Annotated in this window: 20 protein-coding genes, 1 tRNA gene and 1 pseudogene; 13 read left to right on the forward strand and 9 right to left on the reverse strand. The window is 63.3% G+C overall.

The features are described from left to right. The first annotated feature begins 14 nt into the window (after positions 1–14). Both K359_RS0112415 and K359_RS0112420 read left to right on the forward strand, forming a co-directional pair. Positions 15–776, forward strand: coding sequence for an N-acyl homoserine lactonase family protein (locus K359_RS0112415; protein ID WP_029079644.1), 762 nt, complete (start codon positions 15–17; stop codon positions 774–776). Positions 777–880: 104 nt separating this feature from the next. Next, on the forward strand, positions 881–1,663 hold the full coding sequence (locus K359_RS0112420) for an SDR family NAD(P)-dependent oxidoreductase (protein ID WP_029079645.1): 783 nt from the start codon (positions 881–883) through the stop codon (positions 1,661–1,663). 195 nt (positions 1,664–1,858) lie between these two features. Here the strand turns inward: K359_RS0112420 and K359_RS0112425 are convergent, their stop codons facing one another. Next, positions 1,859–2,137: a GlsB/YeaQ/YmgE family stress response membrane protein gene (locus K359_RS0112425; RefSeq protein ID WP_029079646.1), complete on the reverse strand. Its 279-nt coding sequence runs from the start codon at positions 2,135–2,137 to the stop codon at positions 1,859–1,861. Between the two features lie 36 nt (positions 2,138–2,173). Continuing rightward, entirely contained in the window at positions 2,174–2,776 is a 603-nt protein-coding gene (locus K359_RS0112430) for a YidB family protein (protein ID WP_029079647.1), read from the reverse strand. 150 nt (positions 2,777–2,926) lie between these two features. Here K359_RS0112430 and K359_RS0112435 point away from each other — a divergent pair, with 150 nt between their 5' ends. Genes K359_RS0112435 through K359_RS0112445 form a run of 3 tightly spaced genes read left to right on the forward strand, consistent with a single transcriptional unit; the run spans position 2,927 to position 4,639 of the window. Beyond that, on the forward strand, positions 2,927–3,937 hold the full coding sequence (locus K359_RS0112435) for a 2-dehydropantoate 2-reductase (protein WP_029079648.1): 1,011 nt from the start codon (positions 2,927–2,929) through the stop codon (positions 3,935–3,937). A gap of 50 nt (positions 3,938–3,987) precedes the next feature. Beyond that, positions 3,988–4,194, forward strand: a complete 207-nt coding sequence (locus tag K359_RS0112440) for a hypothetical protein (RefSeq protein WP_029079649.1) — start codon at positions 3,988–3,990, stop codon at positions 4,192–4,194. 22 nt (positions 4,195–4,216) lie between these two features. Next, complete coding sequence (locus K359_RS0112445; protein WP_029079650.1) at positions 4,217–4,639, forward strand: CAP domain-containing protein; 423 nt, start codon at positions 4,217–4,219, stop codon at positions 4,637–4,639. Between the two features lie 10 nt (positions 4,640–4,649). Here K359_RS0112445 and K359_RS0112450 read toward each other — a convergent pair whose 3' ends face one another. Next, positions 4,650–5,240, reverse strand: a complete 591-nt coding sequence (locus K359_RS0112450) for a hypothetical protein (protein ID WP_156928470.1) — start codon at positions 5,238–5,240, stop codon at positions 4,650–4,652. A gap of 16 nt (positions 5,241–5,256) precedes the next feature. On the opposite strand from K359_RS0112450, the gene K359_RS61180 reads away from it, so the two are divergent. Continuing rightward, positions 5,257–5,454, forward strand: coding sequence for a hypothetical protein (locus tag K359_RS61180; RefSeq protein WP_156928457.1), 198 nt, complete (start codon positions 5,257–5,259; stop codon positions 5,452–5,454). Between the two features lie 54 nt (positions 5,455–5,508). Here the strand turns inward: K359_RS61180 and K359_RS0112455 are convergent, their stop codons facing one another. From K359_RS0112455 to K359_RS0112465, 3 genes are all read right to left on the reverse strand, one after another. Beyond that, positions 5,509–6,606, reverse strand: a complete 1,098-nt coding sequence (locus tag K359_RS0112455; RefSeq protein ID WP_029079652.1) for a helix-turn-helix transcriptional regulator — start codon at positions 6,604–6,606, stop codon at positions 5,509–5,511. A 221-nt stretch (positions 6,607–6,827) separates the two neighbouring features. Continuing rightward, positions 6,828–7,910: a zinc-binding dehydrogenase gene (locus tag K359_RS0112460; RefSeq protein ID WP_029079653.1), complete on the reverse strand. Its 1,083-nt coding sequence runs from the start codon at positions 7,908–7,910 to the stop codon at positions 6,828–6,830. Between the two features lie 10 nt (positions 7,911–7,920). After that, complete coding sequence (locus K359_RS0112465) at positions 7,921–8,568, reverse strand: TetR/AcrR family transcriptional regulator (RefSeq protein ID WP_029079654.1); 648 nt, start codon at positions 8,566–8,568, stop codon at positions 7,921–7,923. Between the two features lie 84 nt (positions 8,569–8,652). Here K359_RS0112465 and K359_RS0112470 point away from each other — a divergent pair, with 84 nt between their 5' ends. Next, positions 8,653–10,158 (forward strand): NAD(P)/FAD-dependent oxidoreductase, encoded by a 1,506-nt coding sequence (locus K359_RS0112470; protein ID WP_029079655.1) that lies wholly within the window; start codon positions 8,653–8,655, stop codon positions 10,156–10,158. A 24-nt stretch (positions 10,159–10,182) separates the two neighbouring features. Here K359_RS0112470 and K359_RS0112475 read toward each other — a convergent pair whose 3' ends face one another. Next, positions 10,183–11,091, reverse strand: coding sequence for a LysR family transcriptional regulator (locus K359_RS0112475; RefSeq protein ID WP_029079656.1), 909 nt, complete (start codon positions 11,089–11,091; stop codon positions 10,183–10,185). A gap of 125 nt (positions 11,092–11,216) precedes the next feature. Between K359_RS0112475 and K359_RS0112480 the strand changes: the two genes are divergently transcribed. The 3 genes from K359_RS0112480 to K359_RS0112490 all read left to right on the forward strand — a co-directional run bounded on the left by K359_RS0112480 (position 11,217) and on the right by K359_RS0112490 (position 13,294). Continuing rightward, a complete protein-coding gene (locus K359_RS0112480) occupies positions 11,217–12,086 on the forward strand; it encodes an MBL fold metallo-hydrolase (RefSeq protein WP_051346104.1) in 870 nt (289 codons plus the stop codon). Positions 12,087–12,122: 36 nt separating this feature from the next. Then, complete coding sequence (locus tag K359_RS0112485) at positions 12,123–13,121, forward strand: alpha/beta hydrolase (RefSeq protein WP_029079658.1); 999 nt, start codon at positions 12,123–12,125, stop codon at positions 13,119–13,121. Positions 13,122–13,217: 96 nt separating this feature from the next. Then, positions 13,218–13,294: transfer RNA gene (locus K359_RS0112490), tRNA-Arg, on the forward strand. A gap of 1,183 nt (positions 13,295–14,477) precedes the next feature. Here K359_RS0112490 and K359_RS61185 read toward each other — a convergent pair. Next, a complete protein-coding gene (locus K359_RS61185; RefSeq protein WP_156928458.1) occupies positions 14,478–14,645 on the reverse strand; it encodes a hypothetical protein in 168 nt (55 codons plus the stop codon). On the opposite strand from K359_RS61185, the gene K359_RS0112500 reads away from it, so the two are divergent. Continuing rightward, positions 14,644–15,315 carry a hypothetical protein gene (locus K359_RS0112500; protein ID WP_156928459.1) on the forward strand — a complete coding sequence of 224 codons (672 nt, stop codon included), beginning with the start codon at positions 14,644–14,646 and terminating at the stop codon, positions 15,313–15,315. The two genes, K359_RS61185 and K359_RS0112500, sit on opposite strands and share 2 nt — an antisense overlap. A 553-nt stretch (positions 15,316–15,868) precedes the next feature. On the opposite strand, the pseudogene K359_RS51775 reads toward K359_RS0112500, so the two are convergent. Further along, a pseudogene (locus K359_RS51775) lies at positions 15,869–16,627 on the reverse strand (IS110 family transposase); the annotation flags it as partial. 108 nt (positions 16,628–16,735) lie between these two features. Between K359_RS51775 and K359_RS0112510 the strand changes: the two are divergent. Then, complete coding sequence (locus K359_RS0112510) at positions 16,736–16,927, forward strand: hypothetical protein (protein ID WP_029079660.1); 192 nt, start codon at positions 16,736–16,738, stop codon at positions 16,925–16,927. Between the two features lie 457 nt (positions 16,928–17,384). Beyond that, on the forward strand, positions 17,385–17,689 hold a 305-nt coding region (locus K359_RS58755), incomplete at its 3' end, for a PRC-barrel domain-containing protein (protein ID WP_198031143.1).

A 17,689-nucleotide genomic window follows, 5' to 3' on the forward strand; every position in this document is an offset into this window, starting at 1 on the left:
CCAGAGGTGATGCGATGAAGATGCATATGCTGTCGGGCGGACGTCTGCGGATGTCCAAGCGGACCTATCTGCCGGATGCGGCGCGCGGCGAGATGATCGACCTGCCGGTCGCCTGCGTGCTGTTGCGGCACACGCAAGGCAATGTGCTGTTCGACACCGGATGCCATCCCGATGTTGCGACCGATCCCGAAGGGCGGCTCGGCACGCTCGCCAAATACATGACCCCGATCATGCCGGCGGATGATCACGTGCTGACGAGCCTGAAGGCGACAGGCCTTGGCCCTGATGATATCGACGTCGTGATCTGCTCTCACCTGCACACCGATCATTGCGGCTGCAACGCCTTCTTCAAGAAGGCGACGATCTTCCTCCACGCGCTCGAGATCGAGGCCGCCAACGCGGCCAACGCGTCTGATCGCGGATACATCAGGGCGGACTGGGATCACCCGTTGAAGATGGAAATCTTCGACCGGCAGATGGACGTGTTCGGCGACGGCAGGCTGACGCTGATCCCGCTGCCCGGACATTCTAAGGGCACGACCGGCGCGCTGGTCAAGCTCGATCAGAGCGGCGAATTTCTGCTCGCATCCGACGCGCTCAGCGTGCGCGCCAATCTCGATCAGCGGACTTCGCCGCGGAACAGCCTCGACGTCGACCAGTTCCTGAATTCGCTCGACGAGATCGCCAGGCTCGAAGCGTCAGGCGTCAAGATCATCTGCGGCCATGACGATGCGCAATGGGCCGGCCTGCAAAAGGGGCCGAACGCTTACACATAGGAGCCTCGACATAGGAGCCTTGCGCGGTTTGCAGGTATCTTTCCGCGCGATATGGTATGCCACCGCCGGAATTCATCTGGCTCACAACAACAGGGGAAATGCAGATGTCGAAGGATGGCTTGTGCGCGATCGTGACCGGGTCCGCGTCGGGACTTGGTGCCGCGACCGCGCAAATCCTCGCCACGGCGGGCGGGCGCATCATCATCAACTATTCCAACAGCAAGGCGGAAGCCGAGGCGACTGCCGAGCTCTGCCGCAAGCAGGGCGCCGAGGTGCTGGTGGTGCAGGGCGACGTCTCGCGCGATGAGGATTGCAAGAAGATTGCCGCCGCAGCCCAGGGCTGGGGCCGGCTCGACGTGCTCGTCAACAATGCCGGCACCACCAAGCATGTGCCGCATCACGACCTCGATGGCCTCACCGCGGAGGACTTCCAGCGCATCTATGCCGTCAACACCATCGGCCCGTTCCAGATGGTCCGTGCCGCGCGCACACTGCTCGAAGCCGGTGCCAAGGCATCTAGCCGTCCCTCGGCGGTGGTCAACATCTCCTCGGTCGCCGGCATTTCCGGCGGCGGCTCGTCGGTGGCCTATGCCGCGAGCAAGGGCGCGCTCAACACCATGACGCAATCGCTTGCGCGCGCGCTGGCGCCGCTGATCCGCGTCAACACGGTGTGCCCGGGCTATATCGACACGCCCTGGTTCACCAAGGGCCGCGGCGAGGCGGGCGCCAAGCAGGTGCGCGACACCGTGGTGGCGCGCGTGCCGCTGAAGGTCGCGTCGACGGCCGAAGATATCGCCAATCTCGTCTGCTTCCTGGCTAGCCCGGCGTCGAGCAACATGACCGGCGAGTTCGTCCGTATGGACGCGGGCATGCATCTGATCCAGTGACGAAGCGCCGTTGCAGAAATGAAAATGCCCGGGCTAGGCCCGGGCATTGTCATGTTGAAGCGGCTTTCAGTTTCGGTGTCTCGTCATTCCGGGATGGTGCGTTAGCACCAGACCACAGATGCGCAATTGCGCATCGGGGAATCTCGAGATCCCGGGTTCGATGCTACGCATCGCCCCGGGATGACGCCTACGGCGTCACCTGTTTCCCAAATCGGGGATCACGCGCGCCGCGACCAGCCTGTTCCAGATGAACAGCACCACCAGCGCCCCGATCGTGGCGGTGATGAAGCCGGCACCCTGTTCGGGACCGTAATGGCCGATGGCCTGGCCGATGAAGGTCGCGAGAAACGCGCCGGCGATGCCGAGCACGGTGGTGAGAATGAAGCCGCTTGGATTGTTGGGTCCCGGCGACAGGAGCCGCGCGATGATCCCCGCGATAAAGCCGACGATGATGACCCAGATGATGCCGCCCATGACTGTCGTCCTCCTCAGATGGAATCAACGCCGCCGCTAAAGCCTGCCGCGCAGCTCGTCGCCGCTCGGCAGCCGCCCGTCCGGCGTCAAATGATTGATCGCGTCGGGCAGATACTGGCTCAAGCCCTGCAGCAATTGGTCGCGCGACATACCGCTCTGCGACGCCAGCGAGTTGATCTGGTCAGCGCCGAGCGCGTTGGCGAGATCGCCGGGCGCGATCTGCTTGTTAGGACCGTTGCTGACCCAGGAATTGGCTGCGTCGCCATGGCCCTTCTGCTGCAACTGGTTGAGCAGATCGCCGAGGCCGCCGCTGAGCACGGTGCCGGCTGCGCCGCCGGCGAGAAGGCCACCGAGGCCGCCCTTGAGCAGATCGGAGAGCCCGCCGCCGCCGGCGCCGCCCGGCAGGCCCGCGGTGACGTTGCCGGGGAGCGGCGGCGCCTGCGCCGGTTTCGGCTCAGGGGAGGCGCTGCCCGGCTGGTCGCCGGTGAAATGCTTGACGGCCTTCCAGGCGAGCAGCGTCAGGATGGCCATCGTCATCGGCGACATTCCGCCGCCGCTCGAGCTGTCGGATTGTGTGCTTGGCGCGCTCGGACCGCGGGGGCCGTTCTGCATGCCGTTGAGTACGTCGAGTAGACCCATGATCGTCTCCTGCCGCAACCGTGCCCCGTGCGGGAAACATAGCTTCGGCCCATGACGGTTACAAGGCGAGACGCCGGCCCGACCGTGCGTCGAAATAGGCAGGCAACCCAAGGTCTGCTATCGATCCCCGATGAACGGACGTTTAGCCAGATGAACACGGACCGGCCGATCGGTATTGCGGGCGCCGGCAGCATCGGCTGCTTCGTCGGCGGCATGCTGGCGGCGGCGGGCCGCCGCGTCGCGCTGCTGGCACGGCCGCGGCTGATCCAGGAGATCTCCGCAGGCGGCTTGCGGGTCAGCAGTTTCGACGGCTCGCAGCAGACGGTATCCGCGGACCGCCTCATGCTGTCAGACGATCCGTCGATCTTGCGCGATGTTCAGACGGTGCTGGTCACGGTGAAGAGCGCCGATACCGCTGAAATGGCCGAATTGATCGCGCGCCATACACCCAGTGACGCCGCGGTGATCAGCCTGCAGAACGGCGTCGGCAATGTGCCGCTGCTGCGCGACCGTCTGCCGGGCCGCAAGGTGCTCGGCGGCATGGTGCCGTTCAATGTGGTCGCGCTCGGCGAAGGCCGCTTCCATCGTTCGACCTCGGGCGACATCGTGATCGCGCAGGATGACGCCGGCACGGCGGCGCGGCTCACGGTGCCGGGCCTTGCGATCAACAGCACCGGCAATATCGACGGCGTGCAATGGGGCAAGCTGATCGTCAATCTCGGCAATGCGCTCAATGCGCTGTCCAACATTCCGCTGCGGCAGCAGCTCGCGCAGTGTGGCTGGCGACGATTGCTTGCCGACCAGATGGCCGAGGGCTTGGCCGCGGTGCGTGCCGAAGGCATTGCGCCGGTATCGCCGACGCCGCTGCCTTTGAGTTGGATGCCGCCCTTGCTGCGACTGCCGGACACGCTGTTCGACATGCTGCTCGGCCGCACCATGAAGATCGATCCCGAGGCGCGCTCCTCGATGTGGGAGGATCTGCAGCGCGGCCGCCGCACCGAGATCGATTATCTGCAGGGTGTGATCACCGCGATTGCGGATCACCGCGGGCTCGATGTTCCGCTGTCGCGCCGCGTCATCGCGCTGATTCGGAAGGCGGAGGCCGCCGGCAAGGGATTGCCGGGGCTGACGCCCGAGCAGATTCGCGCGGCATCGTCGTGAAGGCCGACGATCATCCGCCACATCGATCAAACGTCCGAGGAGGTGACATCATGAAACGATCTTGCATCATGCTGCTCACGCTTGTTGCACTCGATGGCAGTCCGGCCCGCGCCGCGCCGCCGACCGTGGTGCCTTCGCCAGGCTATGATGCGCGCTTGCAGGAGCAGCGTGCGGCGGCCGCGGCATCAGGCCAATCGGCGATGCCTGCGCACAAGCCGGTCGCGCCCCGGCACCACAAGCGCGGCCGCGCGCGCTGATCCATTGGAGAGAAGACCTCAGATGAAGCTGCTGTTCCTCGCGCTCGCCCTCGTGCTCGGCCTGACCACGGCCGCAAGTGCCGCCGATTATGCCGGATCGATCAGTGCCTATAGGCGCGCCAACCGCATGTCCGCAGTGAAGCTCGACGCGAGCCTGAATGCGATGGCGCTGAAGCAGGCGCAGGCGATGTCGGCGAGCGGATCGGTCAGCCATTCCGCGGGCGGCAGCTTCTTCACGCGCATCGCGCCGTTGAAGAAGCAGCGCGCCGCCGAAAATATCGGCGCCGGTTTCATTGCCTTCGCCGAGATGCTGAAGCAGTGGGAAAATTCGGCGGGGCATCGCGAGAACCTGTTGATGCCGGGCGCCAAGCGCGTGGGCGTCGCCTACGTCGACAATCCGAAGTCGCCGTACCGCCGGTTCTGGGCGATGGTGATTACCGACTGATAGGAGGAAATCAGTTCCGCTTCGCGAGCTTGGTCGGCTGCGGCGGTGACGGCGCGAACAGCTTCTTCAAGCCGTCCAGTCCCTCGGAGAGCTTTGGCCATTCGCAAGAGAACGTGCCCTTGACGCAGCTCCCCGTCTGCGGCCGCACCTTGGGAAGCGGGACGACAGTCACGCGCGGCTTGACCGGCCGCGCGACCGGGACAGGCGCCTTCGCCGGCTCGCTGTGCAGCGATGCCTGCTCGATCTGCGGCAGCTGCTCCTGCGGCCTTTCCTGCCGCTCGAGCTGCTTGGCGTTGAACGCGGCGACGATGCGGGAGCGGCGCTGCTTCTCGAGATAGCCGGTATATTCCTGATCGATCTTCTTCTGCTCGTCCGGCGTCGGATTGGGACCTGCGATATCGAAGCTGCGGTCCTGCATGAAGTCGTAATAGGTGTAGCCGCCGCCTACCTTGCGCCGTCCGGCAAACTTGGCGTTGCAATCGGCGAGTTGCGCGGTCCTGTCTTCCTTGGTCTTCGCCTTCTCGGCGAGGTCGGCGCAATCCTCGAAGTCCCTCGGTGTGCCGCGCCACCATTGCGCGTGCGCGCTCATCGGCGCCAGCATGGAAGCGGCGACCAGAATGGCGACAGCCAACGTCGATGATCGTGACGGCATCACGGACATTGCAAGCAAAACCCGAACCAGACAGGGTGAGCGGATTGTCGTCATTTTAACGATGCTTGTCACCCCGGAACCCGACGATTTCCCTGCTCTTTTAAGCTGCACTCCAGTCGCTTGGTCGAGCGGAATAAGCGGCGCACGCCATTGGAATATTTGAGCAATTTCTTATCTCACGGCGCGCAGGAGATTGGAACAATTCGACTTGAATCGTTCACTTCACACGGTGCAGCAATGCGACGAGTTCCGCCTGCCGATGCGTGCCGGTCTTCTGGAAGATCGTCTTGAGCTGATTGCGTGCAGTGGCCACGGCAACACCGGCCTCCTGTGCGGCAGTTTCGACCGAATCCCCGCGGGCAAGCCGCGCGGCGAGGCGCGCCTGTGCCGGCGTCAGTTCGAAAGTCGCCGCCAGCAATGCCTGGTCGAACGCGGGGTTGCCTTCGAGATCGCGGATCAGCAGGAGCGCGCGCGCTCCCAGGAACGGCGAGCGCGCGGCGGGAGGCACCGGCTGCATCTGGATCACAAGCGGCCGCTTGTCGATCCTTCGCACCACGATCGGCGATGACGGTAATGGATGCAGGTCCGAGCTGTGCGCCAGTTGATCGATCAGCCGGGTCAGATCGGCATTGGCCTGCCGGTCGAGCAGAGTGAGGCGATTGTTACGGATCGCGAGGTCGTGGCCGAGGCAGGCTTCCGCCTGGCCGTTCATGCCGATGATGGCGCCGTAGCGGCCGACGGCAATCGCGGCGACCTGGATCAGGTCGAGCGCGCCGGTGATGCCCGACAACGCGGAGCGGCCGACGACGGCGGAGAGCGTCGCGGCTTCCGTGAGCCGCGCTGACATTCTCGACAGCGCCTTGACCTCGTCGGCGTCGAACAGGCCTTCCTTGGGCGCGCGCTGGATGGTCAGTGCCCACAACGCCGGGCCTGAGTGGAAGCCGATCGCGGCAAACCATTTCAGCCCGAACTCGCCGAGCGTGGCGTAGAGCGGATCGCGCAGCATCTCGGTTTCGGAGTCGAACAGGTCCGCATCGGTGATGACAGCGACGCCGGCGTGCATCAGCGGCACGCCGCGCGCCGCGCGAATGTCGGTGAGATGAAAATTCTGCGGGAAGTAGGTCTTGGTAAAATAGTCGGTGATCGATTGCGTGCGCGGAATGTCTTCGGTGCGGATATCGCTCTGAAGCATCGCAGCCCCGGTCGCGCCAACGGCGGCGCAGACCTCGTCCATGAAGGACGGCCAGGTCGCGGGATCGAGAACCACGTCGCCAAGGCGCGCGGTCACGTCGTCCAGCCGGTGCACGTCGACCAAAGGCTCAGCTCCGCCCGATTTTCTTTGTTTCACAGGACGAAACAGGTCGGACCCTGCTTGCGCCCGGTACCATGCATAAGAAAGCCCCGGCTGCTGAATATGCAAGTTAAATCAGCGACGCAGCGGGGCGGACGCGGCGAAAACCCCGGCGAAACATGATCGAAAATCGGCGGATCCGGCCGGTTTGGCCGTTCCGGCTCGATAGCGCGCGAAGCCCCGGCTCAGCGATCGGGCTGGATGATGATCTTGGTGTGACGCTCGGGATTGGCGAGATCGCTGAACGCCTGCGCCACCCCGTCGAGGCCGATCGTGGCGTTCACCATCGCTGCGGCGTCGATCTTGCCCTCGGCGATCAGATGCAGCGCCAGCGCGTATTCTTCCGGCGTATAGGCGTAGACATATTGCAGCGACAATTCCTTGAGCACCCCGAGCAGCGGCTCGGAGGTGTCGCTCTCCATGCAGACGCCGACCACGACGATGCGCCCATCGCGCGGCGCGCCCTCGAACAGCTGCTGCAACAAGCCCGGAATGCCGACGCATTCGAAGATCAGGCTGGGCTTGAGCGGCGGCAGGAAGGCCTGGAACGGCGGCCGCGCCGCCTTCTGCTCCGGCGACATCTCGGCGTGCTGCGCCCAGGCCGTGAACGGCTGGGTCTCGGCCGGGTTGACCACGACGTCGGCGCCCATCTTCTCCGCGAGTGCGCGCCGCGCCGGCGAATAGTCCGAAGCGACGATCGGATGCAGGCCGCGCAGCTTCAGGGCGGCGATCACCGCCAGCCCAACCGGCCCGCAGCCGATCACGAGCGGCACCTCATCGCCGCGGATACCTGCCTTCGCCACCGCGTGGATGCCGACCGCGAGCGGCTCGGTCAGCGTGGCGTGCTCGGCGGCGAGGCCGTTCGGCACCTCGATCATCAAGGGCTCGGTCAGCAGCATCCGCTCGGCATAGCCGCCGGCGATATCGTTGGAATAGCCGATGCCCTGCGGCCCGCTCGCGCCGAGCAGAACCGGCACCGAGCAGACCCGCGTGCCAGGCTTGAACCGCCTTTGGGTCGCCGGACCGTAGTCGAGCACTTCGCAGCAGAATTCGTGGCCGAACACGACGTCGCGCGACAGGTCCATCGGCTTGCGGCCGGGAAAATGCTTCATCAGCTTCGCGGTGTGTCCGGCATGCTTGCGCGCGTGCAGGTCGGAGCCGCAGATGCCGCAGGCCAGCGTTTTGACCAGCACCTGGCCGGCGGCCGGCACAGGATCGGGGATATTGTCGGTGACGATGTTTCCGTTCCTGAACACGGCTGCGCGCACGGCTCGTCTCCTACGATGAAATTGTGTGGCTGTTGGCCTCGGTCAGCGCCACCCGGCAGAAGCTCGCCGCGATCGCGACGACGTCCTCGACCGCTTGCGGATATTGCTTCGAGACCCAGCGCAGCGCGATCGAGATGACCGCGCCGACCATGCCGTTCGAGAGCAGCGTCGCCATTGCGGCCTTGTCGCCGCGTTTCGGATCGAGCGTCGGCGGCACCAGGATGTCGCTGAAGACCCGCAAGGCATCGAGCTTGACGGCATCGACCGCCGGACTGATGCCGGAAATCTCCAGCAGGAAGACCCGCGCCGGTTTCGGATGCTGCTTCAGCCGGGTGAAATACAGCGTCAGCGCGGCGCGCAATCTTGGCTCGGGATCGTCGCCGGCGGCTGCGGCGGCAGCAATCATCTCCTCGTGCAAATGGCCGACGACATGATTGTAGGCTGCGATCAGCAGCGCTTCGCTGTTGGCGAAGGATTCGTAGAAATAGCGCTCGGTCAGCTCGGCTGCCTCGCAGATCGCCTTCACGGTTGCGACGCGGTACCCGACTTCGCCATACACCTCGATCGCCGCGTCGATCAGCCTGAGCCGCCGCTCGGCGCGGCGTTCCTCGGCGTCCATACCGCCGTAGAGGCGGGCTTTCCGGCTGCTGCTTGCCATGAAAGCCTATTGACATGAGCCATTGTCAGATGTCAAGGTATCTGACAATACGGATTGTCAATACTGCCACCGGAGGGTCAGGGCATGTCCGCGCATTTCGACGTGTTGATTGTGGGCGCGGGGCTCTCGGGCATCGGCGCCGGCTACCATTTGCAGACCAATTGCCCGGACCGCAGCTACGCCATTCTTGAAGGCCGCGACTGCATCGGCGGCACCTGGGACCTGTTCCGCTATCCCGGCATCCGTTCCGACTCCGACATGTACACGCTCGGCTATTCGTTCCGGCCGTGGACCGAGCCGAAGGCGATCGCCGACGGCCCGTCTATCCTGAACTACGTGCGCGAGACCGCGCGCATGTACGGCATCGACAAGAAGATCCGCTTCAATCACCGCGTCATCAGTGCGGACTGGTCGTCAGCCGACTCGCAATGGACGGTCGAGGTCGAGCGCGGGCCGGAGAAGACGATCGAGCGTCTCACCTGCAACTTCCTGTTCATGTGCAGCGGCTACTACAAATATGAACACGGCTACACGCCCGACTTCCCCGGCATCGCCGATTTCGCCGGCCGCGTCGTCCATCCGCAGCAGTGGACCGACGACATCGACTATGCCGGCAAGAAGGTGGTGGTGATCGGCAGCGGCGCGACTGCGGTGACGCTGGTGCCGGAAATGGCCAAGACCGCCGCCCATGTCACGATGCTGCAGCGTTCGCCGACCTATGTCGTGGCGCGGCCGGACGAGGACAAGGTCGCAAATTGGCTGCGGGCACGGTTGCCGGCCAAGGTCGCCTACGGCCTCACGCGCTGGAAGAACGTGCTGTTCGGCATGTATTTCTACCGGCTCTGCAAGCGCGATCCGGAGCGCGTGAAGAAGCTGATCCTCGGCGGCGTGCGCCACGCGCTCGGCCCCGATTACGACGTCGCCACCCATTTCACGCCGAGCTACAATCCGTGGGACCAGCGGCTTTGCCTGGTGCCGAACGGCGATCTCTTTCAATCGCTGCGCAGCGGCGGCTCGTCCGTCGTCACCGACCAGATCGAGACCTTCACGCCCGGCGGCATCAAGCTCAAGAGCGGCAATGTGCTCGACGCCGACGTCGTGGTGACCGCGACCGGCCTCGATCTGCAGGTGCTCGGCGGGCTCGAGATCAATGTCGACGGCGCGCCCGTCGATCTGTCGAAGACCATGAACTACAAGGGGCTGATGTACTCGGGCGTGCCGAATCTCGCCGCCGCCTTCGGCTACACCAACGCGTCCTGGACGCTGAAATGCGACCTGACCTGCGAATATGTCTGCCGCATGCTCAACCACATGAAGGCGAACGGCTACGCGCAAGTCACGCCGCGGCGGAACGACCCTGATGTCACCGAACTGCCCTGGGTGGATTTTTCCTCCGGCTATATCCAGCGCGCTGCCGCCCGCTTCCCCAAGCAGGGCTCGCGCCGGCCGTGGCGGCTCTACCAGAACTATGCGCTCGACATCGTGACGCTGCGCTTCGGTTCGCTGAAGGATGAGGCGATCGAGTTTCTGCCGACGCGCCGGACCGGCGCGGCGGATCAGGCCGCGAACCCGGCGAGACAGGTGGCGTAGGACGCGGATCACCGACGTCGCGCGCTAATCCTCCGCACAGTTTGTAAGCAGATCCCGCAGCCAGACATGGCCGGGATCGTTGTCGAAGCGTGCGTGCCAGGTCGCGTAGAGCGAGAAATGCCCGGCGTCGAACGGCAGCGTGATGGCGGTGAGCACATTGGAATAACGCGCGAGGAACCGTGCCGGCAGCGTGCAGACCAAGTCGGTCGACTGCAGGATGACAGGCACGACGCTGTAATACTGCACGGAGACCCCGACGCGCCGGGTCAGGCCTCGTGCCGCAAGGATATCGTCGACGAAGCCGCGAAAGCCGCCGCCATCTCCGGAGACGATGACGTGTTCGAGCGATGCATATTCCTTGAGCGACGGCCGACGTGAGCCCCGCGGATGCGCCTTGCGCTGTGCCATCATGAAGCGTTCTTTCAGCAGCGGCTTGTGCGGCATCCCGTTCGGCAGCGCGTTCTTCGAAACCAGTGCGATATCGATCTCGCCGGCTTCGAGCTGGCTCGCAAGCCGTGCCGGGTCGACGGCGCGAAACGCCAGCCGCGTGGTCGCGGCGCCGCTGCGGCGCATCCGCTGCACCAGCCGCCCGCCCAGCATGGCGCTGGCATTGTCGTTGGCGCCGATCGAGAAGGTCCGCTCCGAACTCTTAGGCTCGAACACCGGCGGCGTGCGTACCACGTCGTCGAGCCGCCGCAGTGCGTCGCGCAGCGGCTCCCGCAGCTTGATGGCGCAGGGCGTCAGCACCATGCCCTTGCCCGATGCTGCCGGTGTCAGCAGCTGATCGCCAAACACGTCGCGGAGCCGCGCCAGTTGCGCGGAGAGCGCGGGCTGGCTGAGGCCAAGCCGCGCCGCCGCGCGGGTCACGTTGCGCTCGTCGAGCATCACGCTGAGCGAGACCAGCAATGGCAGCGTGTGCGCGTTCATATCCATGCAGATTATGCCTGCTATCCGATCTATCGATTTGAATTATCCCATGCCGCGGGGCATTGAGGCAACAAGGTTCGGCGCCCGGCGATCTCGGGCAGCGAACTGCGGTGCAAGGAGGGATGCAGGCCATGAGCTGCCATTCGATCGGTGACGTGATGGTCCGGCGGGTGACCGAACAATGCGGCGCCGGATTTGCCCCGCACTTCCTGTTCCCGGACTGGGACCCGCGCGTGCTCGACGAGCACAAGGCGCTGATGATTCCCGACTGCCTCAACGTGACGGAAGGGCGATTCATTGCCAGCGTGCACAGCTGGGTGCTGCAAACCCGGCACCACACCATCCTGATCGATTGCTGCGCCGGCAATCACAAGAACCGGCCCGGCCTGCCGCGTTTCCACCAACTGGACTTGCCGTTCCTGCAGCGGCTGGCCGAGGCCGGCGTCTCGCCTGACGCCGTCGATTACGTCATGTGCACGCATCTTCATGTCGATCATTGCGGCTGGAATACCCGGCTGGTGGATGGCCGGTGGGTGCCGACCTTTCCCAATGCGCGATATTTGTTCTCGAAGGCCGAATACGATCATTGGCGCGGTCCGGCGGGGCGTGAAGGGTTCAATGCCGGTGTCTATGAGGATAGCGTGCTGCCGGTGGTCGCGAGCGGGCAGGCCGAGATCGTCGATGGCGAAAGCGAGGTCGGCGATGGCCTCACCTTTCACCCGACGCCGGGCCACAGCGTCGGTCATGTGGCGATCAGGCTTGCCAATGCCGGCCAGTCCGGATTGTTTAGTGGCGATATCATGCATCAGCCGCTGCAGGTGTTTCGGCCCGACTGGAACAGCGCCTTCTGCGAGGACCCGGTGCGTGCGCGCGAATCCCGCCGCTGGCTGCTGGAGCAGGCGGCGGAAAGCGGCGCCACGGTGTTCACCGCGCATTTTGCCGCCTCGTCGGCCGGCCGCGTCACGCGCCGCGGCGACCGGTTCGACTGGCGCTTTGCGTGACGCCGGCGAGGCCAGAAGAACAAGGACGACGGCGATATGAATTTGCCTGACATCGTGACCGAAGAGATGATGGTGCCGAGCGATACCGACGGCATCAGCCTGTTCGTGCGCAACAAGCGCCGCGCCGATCTGGCCCGGTTCACGCCCGGCAACACGATCCTGTTCGTGGCGGGGTCGACCTATCCGGCCTCGACCTCGTTCGACCTGAGGCTCGATGGTGTGTCCTGGATGGATCACCTCGCCGCGCGGGGGCACGACGTCTACCTCGTCGACGTCAGGGGCTACGGCAGTTCGACGCGTCCGCCGGAGATGGCGCTGCCTGCGAGCATCAATGTGCCGATCGTGCGGACGCCGGTGGCCGTTCGCGACGTCGGCAGCGTGGTTGCCTTCATCCGCGCACGGCGCAATCTGGCGAAGATCAACCTGATCGGCTGGTCATGGGGCACGACATTGATGTCGCGCTACACCAATGAGAACCCCGATGCGGTCGCCAGGCTTATCCTGATCGCGCCGCAATGGCTGCGTGACACGCCGAGTCTCGCCGACGCCCGCGGCCCGCTCGGGGCCTTCCGCATCGTCGATCGGTCCGCCGCAAAGGACCGTTGGCTGAACGGGGTCCCTGCGGACAAGAGGCAGGCGCTGCTGCCGGATCACTGGTTCGACGCCTGGGCCGATGCGACGTTTGCCTGCGGCCAGGCCGGACCGGGCCCGTCGCAATTGATGGCGCCGAACGGCACGGTGATCGACAGCCGGGAGTTTTGGGCCGCGGGCAAGCCGCTCTACGATCCGGCGCGGCTCACCGTGCCGGTCCTGATCGTCCACGGCGAATGGGATCGCGACTGTCCGCTCGAGATGTCGCGCGCCGTGTTCGGCCAATTGACCGCCGCGCCCTACCGGCGCTGGGTCGAGATCGGCGAGGCCACCCATTCCCTGTTCCTGGAAAGCAATCGCTGGCAGGTGTTTGGCGCGGTCGACCAGTTCCTCGAGCAAAGCCCGCCGGATCGGCTGTCACATGAGCGAAATCAGTTCTTTTGATCGAAGACCGCATCGGACGCGCGCTTCGGAGGCTTCCGATGGGCCTCCGCCTCTGCTATGGGATGGCCACGCCCGCGTGTTTCGCCGCGGGTTCGCGGTCCCGTAGCTCAGCCGGATAGAGCGACGGTTTCCTAAACCGTAGGTCGCATGTTCGAGTCATGCCGGGATCGCCAATAGTTTCAGTGGCTAGGCCATAGAACCAAGGCCGAACCAAGCCGAAAAACGTGTAAGGGTAAGCAGCCGGGTAACTATCCGATCAATGCGAGGCGCGATGCTTGTTCGGGGCAGTAGCGCGGCCCTAGGAGGCGCGCGGCCGGGTCCGGGTAGCGGGGTCCGGGACGGGCCGAAACCCGCTCCGGACAGCCCCGCTGCAATGCCTCGGGCCGCTTCCGGGTCGATCCTATGGGTTCGCGCCGCCTTTGATCCACGTCAACGGTCCCTCATCTCGTCGCGAGATGATTCTGCCTATGACCCCCAACGACGAACCGCCGCCCCTGCCGGAACCTACGCCTGCACCCAAGCCGAAGCGCAGGGCGCGGCAGATGGACGAGACGCTGGCCGAGGCGCGGGCTAATATCGAGGAGTACGCCGACGACTTGCGGCAGCTGATCAAGAAGCTCCGGCAGCGGTGGTGGCATTGAGGCCAAGGCGCGGCTCGCGAAAAGCCCGGCAGCCAGACGCAATAGAACCCGCACCAATATAAGGGTGTCCTATCAGCACTGCGCTGATCCAGTGCGCGACCGCTGAGCACAAGGGTGGCTGACATTCTTCTTCCAATTGAGGAAGCCGTGAAGCTCGCGTCCACTTAGCGCGAGACAGTCGAATTCGTGACCTAGCAACGGCGGACAAGCCACCACCCTCACGCCATTAAGATTTCACCATCCCCGACACGTAGATAACCACCGGAACGTCAATTTTTCTCTTTGGCATTTGCTGATTCGGGCCTTCGGCATTCCGCGCCAGTTGTCCACACGGCATCCACGGACTCTGCACTACGCACCATTCGTGTTAGGAATCGTGAATCGGCGCAGCTGATTCCGCCTTTCTCCGCCCTTGCACCCGGACGCCCTTCAACGCCCGGGGCACAAGGGTGCCTCGGGCACCGGGACCATTCCCGGCATGGAGAAAACGCAATATGAAGCTTTGGTGTCCGACAAACCAGCCGGTGGCGGTGCGAGAGTATCGTCGCCTAAGATTTGGGAAATGGGAAATTGTTCGCGAACACTGTCGGGGCTTGCCCCACCGCTAAAGCGAAACAAGCCCCAAACTTGGTCTGCCACGACCCGGCTCCCCTTCGGGGGAGCCATTTTTTTTAGTGCGATTACACAGTAAGGATTCGGCTGACTCTGTAAAGAGTCAGGCTTTCTTTTTTGATGCTACAGGCTTCCTTTTGGCCTGCTTTTTCGACTTCGCCACCCGACGCTGCGGTGGGCTTTTCGACACCACCTCAACGGCGCGCTCAAAGCGCTGCCAAGCGTCAGATTCTAGTTCGATTTCCTTTTCCGCATGAGGCTTTTTCGCCATGCCACCACAACCATTGTCCAAAGTTCGCCCGAAAGCCGAAGCCCTGCCCGCCGCCGAAACACTTTACAAGCAGCGCCCTAACCTGGCTCCGCTAGCAATGGCGGTAATAGCACATTGGTCAGAGATCGAAGTAAAAACCGCTTCAATGTTAGCGTTTCTACTCCGCGCAGAGGCGGCGCCGACGATGGCGATGATTCAAGCAATCCGCAGCGCAAGCGCCCAAATGGATGTCATCGAAGCCGCCGGATCAGTAAAGATCACCGGCGAAGATCTCGAAATATTCTGGGCCGTCTTACGCCTTGCGCGCAAGGCAGCAAAGAAACGACACCCAATAGCCCATCACGTTTGGGCGTTCGCCATGGACATGACGGACGCGGTATTGCTTGTCGAGCCGTCCGCCTACCAAGAGATGTTCGTTAGACTATCCACGACCAAGGTGCCGATGGTCGGCAGCTTGGATAACGAGCGCGTCATGGTGTACCGGGAGCGCGATTTTTTGGAAATAATCGAGGAAATGAAAACTGTTGCGCGGTGCATTGACCTCGCAACATGGCTCCTTAATGGGCGCGACCCTGTATCGCCCAAAACATCTGAGCTGCTATTTGCCGAGCCCTTGTTTCAGGAAGCCTTGTTGTGGACGAAGAAGAATCGTCCTCGTCCAGCAGAATAGCCACCACCACGTCGAAGAATGTCGGCAAATCGCAGTTTATGGTTTCGGGCGCGCATCTCCTGATTCGGGGCAGCTAGGAATTTTGTCCATCTGGGCAATCTGAACAATAGCATGTTGATTTGGATCAGATGCACGCCGCGGCAATCTGAATTTTCCCAATCGGCTTTTGAAATGCAACGAGGCTGAACGGGCTCTACACGGATCGTCTCCTTGCACATAGAAAAAGAAAGTATGCGCACACCGATGCGTCGACCTACAAGGTCATCACTCCGTTTAAGGGCACTTAGCGCGCGTACTCATCTGTGGACGCCCCGCCAGATGCAAGCGGTTTTTGAAGAAGATTGGCACGTAGTCGGATGCTGCCATCTGTCCGGCCTCTGATGCAGCGATGGAGCTGCGGGCCCGTATGGGAGTTCGCGGACCGGAACCAAATCATAAATGCGTGCTCCAGGCACGATGAGTACATCTGGTTCTTCCGGCCCCGTCTCGCCGACTGTTGCGCCATACCCTCCTTCGACCGACTACACCTCTGACGACCTCTGGCCCGCCAAGATCACGCCTTGGCGGCAACCGGAGCTCTGTAGTTTTCGCACTTGACGAGTAGCGCCCAGACGATCCGCGCCATCTTGTTAGCGAGCGCGACGGTTACCAGCATCCGCGGTTTACGAGCCAGCATCTGTTCGAGCCACGAACCCCTTGGCGCACCGCGTTTGATCGCCTGTTGCACGACCGCGCTGCTGCCGATGATGAGGAGGCGCCTGAGCGTGCGTTCGCCCATCTTGGATGTCGCACCGAGCTTCTGCTTGCCGCCTGTCGATCTTTGAAGAGGCGTGAGACCCAACCAAGCGGCGAAGTCACGGCCTTTGGCAAAGGTCTCGGCCGGCGGTGCTAGAGCGGCGATCGCGGTGGCGGAGATTGGGCCAATGCCGGGAACGGTCATTAGCCGGCGCGATACTTCGTCCTCGCGAGCACGTCGCGCGATTTCCTGGTCGAGGTCCGCGACCTTGCCATTGAGGTCGGTCAGCAGGTCCAACATCAATCGGAACATGGCGTGGGCCGCTTTGGGAAGCGAGCTGGCCATCTCTTCTTTCTCGATCAGGTCGGTAAGCATCGCCACGTGCGACGGCCCCTTAGGTGCGACCCAACCATATTCAGTGAGGTGTCCCCGGATCGCGTTGATGAGCTGCGTTCGCTGCCGCACTAACAGGTCACGGGTCCGAAACACCAGACCCGCCGCCTGTTGCTGTTCGCTCTTCACGGCCACAAACCGCATGCTCGGCCGCTGCGCTGCTTCGCAGATCGCCTCGGCATCGATCCCCAGCAATTCTTGTGCTCAATCCTCATAGATCTGTTGCACTTCAGTAACTCCATTCCAGTCCAAGAGGCTGTAAAAGTTCAGCTGGGGGCTGGAAGTGACGGCATGTTTGATGTGTATCTAAATTATAAACGCGACTATCTGCTCGTGGTCCCGAGGGGGAAACCGATCCCGATCCACGAAAACCCGGGCCGATGGCGGAAGAAGAAAGCGGCTGCTGCAGTAAGCGACGAGATCAAGTTGACCGTGCAAAAACACGGTTACTACCGACGCAAGCTGGGCAAAGCTCAAAACTAGCCCTTCAGCGGCAGGGGCTCAACTCCTGGCTCTCTCATGCGTTCGGAGCGCGCCTTCGTCTTAGGCGGGCTTGGGAACTGCTAGGCGGTCCCCATCAGTTTCTTGAAAGCCGAAGACTTCAAATTTTCTAGGTTGCGTTCGCCGGCTCCGCTGCCGTTTTGCCGAGTCATGCGGCGCGGGCTGCCGTCCCTAACTGAACGGTATTGCTGTTGGCGGGATCGTCCCGTGTCCGCAATCGCGCCGCCTTGGGTCGAGCGCGATTGCGTCACGGAACAACGTCAGTTCAGAGACCTCACCAGCACGGATAACTCCCGTTCCATCTCTGGAACCAAACTTTCTGCGCCCTGTTGTTCCCCTAACCAATGGAGGAACATCATGATTTCGAAATGCCTTGCAATCGCATTCCTTGCTACTGCGTCGATGACCGGCGCGGCGTCGGCGGCAAGCCACGAACCAGGTGGATTCGACTACCACTGCCACCACGCACAAGGTGGGTGAATGGCGCGCGTCTAAGCTCGCCGGCGTGAATGTGTACAATGAAGCAAACGAGAAGATCGGTGATATCAACGAGGTGATCTTGGATAGGTCAGGCAAGGTGGCCAATGTCATTCTGGGTGTGGGTGGCGTTCTCGGCTTGGGCGAACACTACGTGGCAGTCACCTTCGATAAGCTGAAGTGGGTTGACCAACCGGTGACCTCGACAACTGCGTCGACAACGTCCGCCCCAGCGAATGCTCCTGCAGCGACTTCCGCTCCAGACAG

Source organism: Bradyrhizobium sp. th-b2 (assembly GCF_000426785.1).
Taxonomy (GTDB): Bacteria; Pseudomonadota; Alphaproteobacteria; order Rhizobiales; family Xanthobacteraceae; genus Bradyrhizobium; species Bradyrhizobium septentrionale.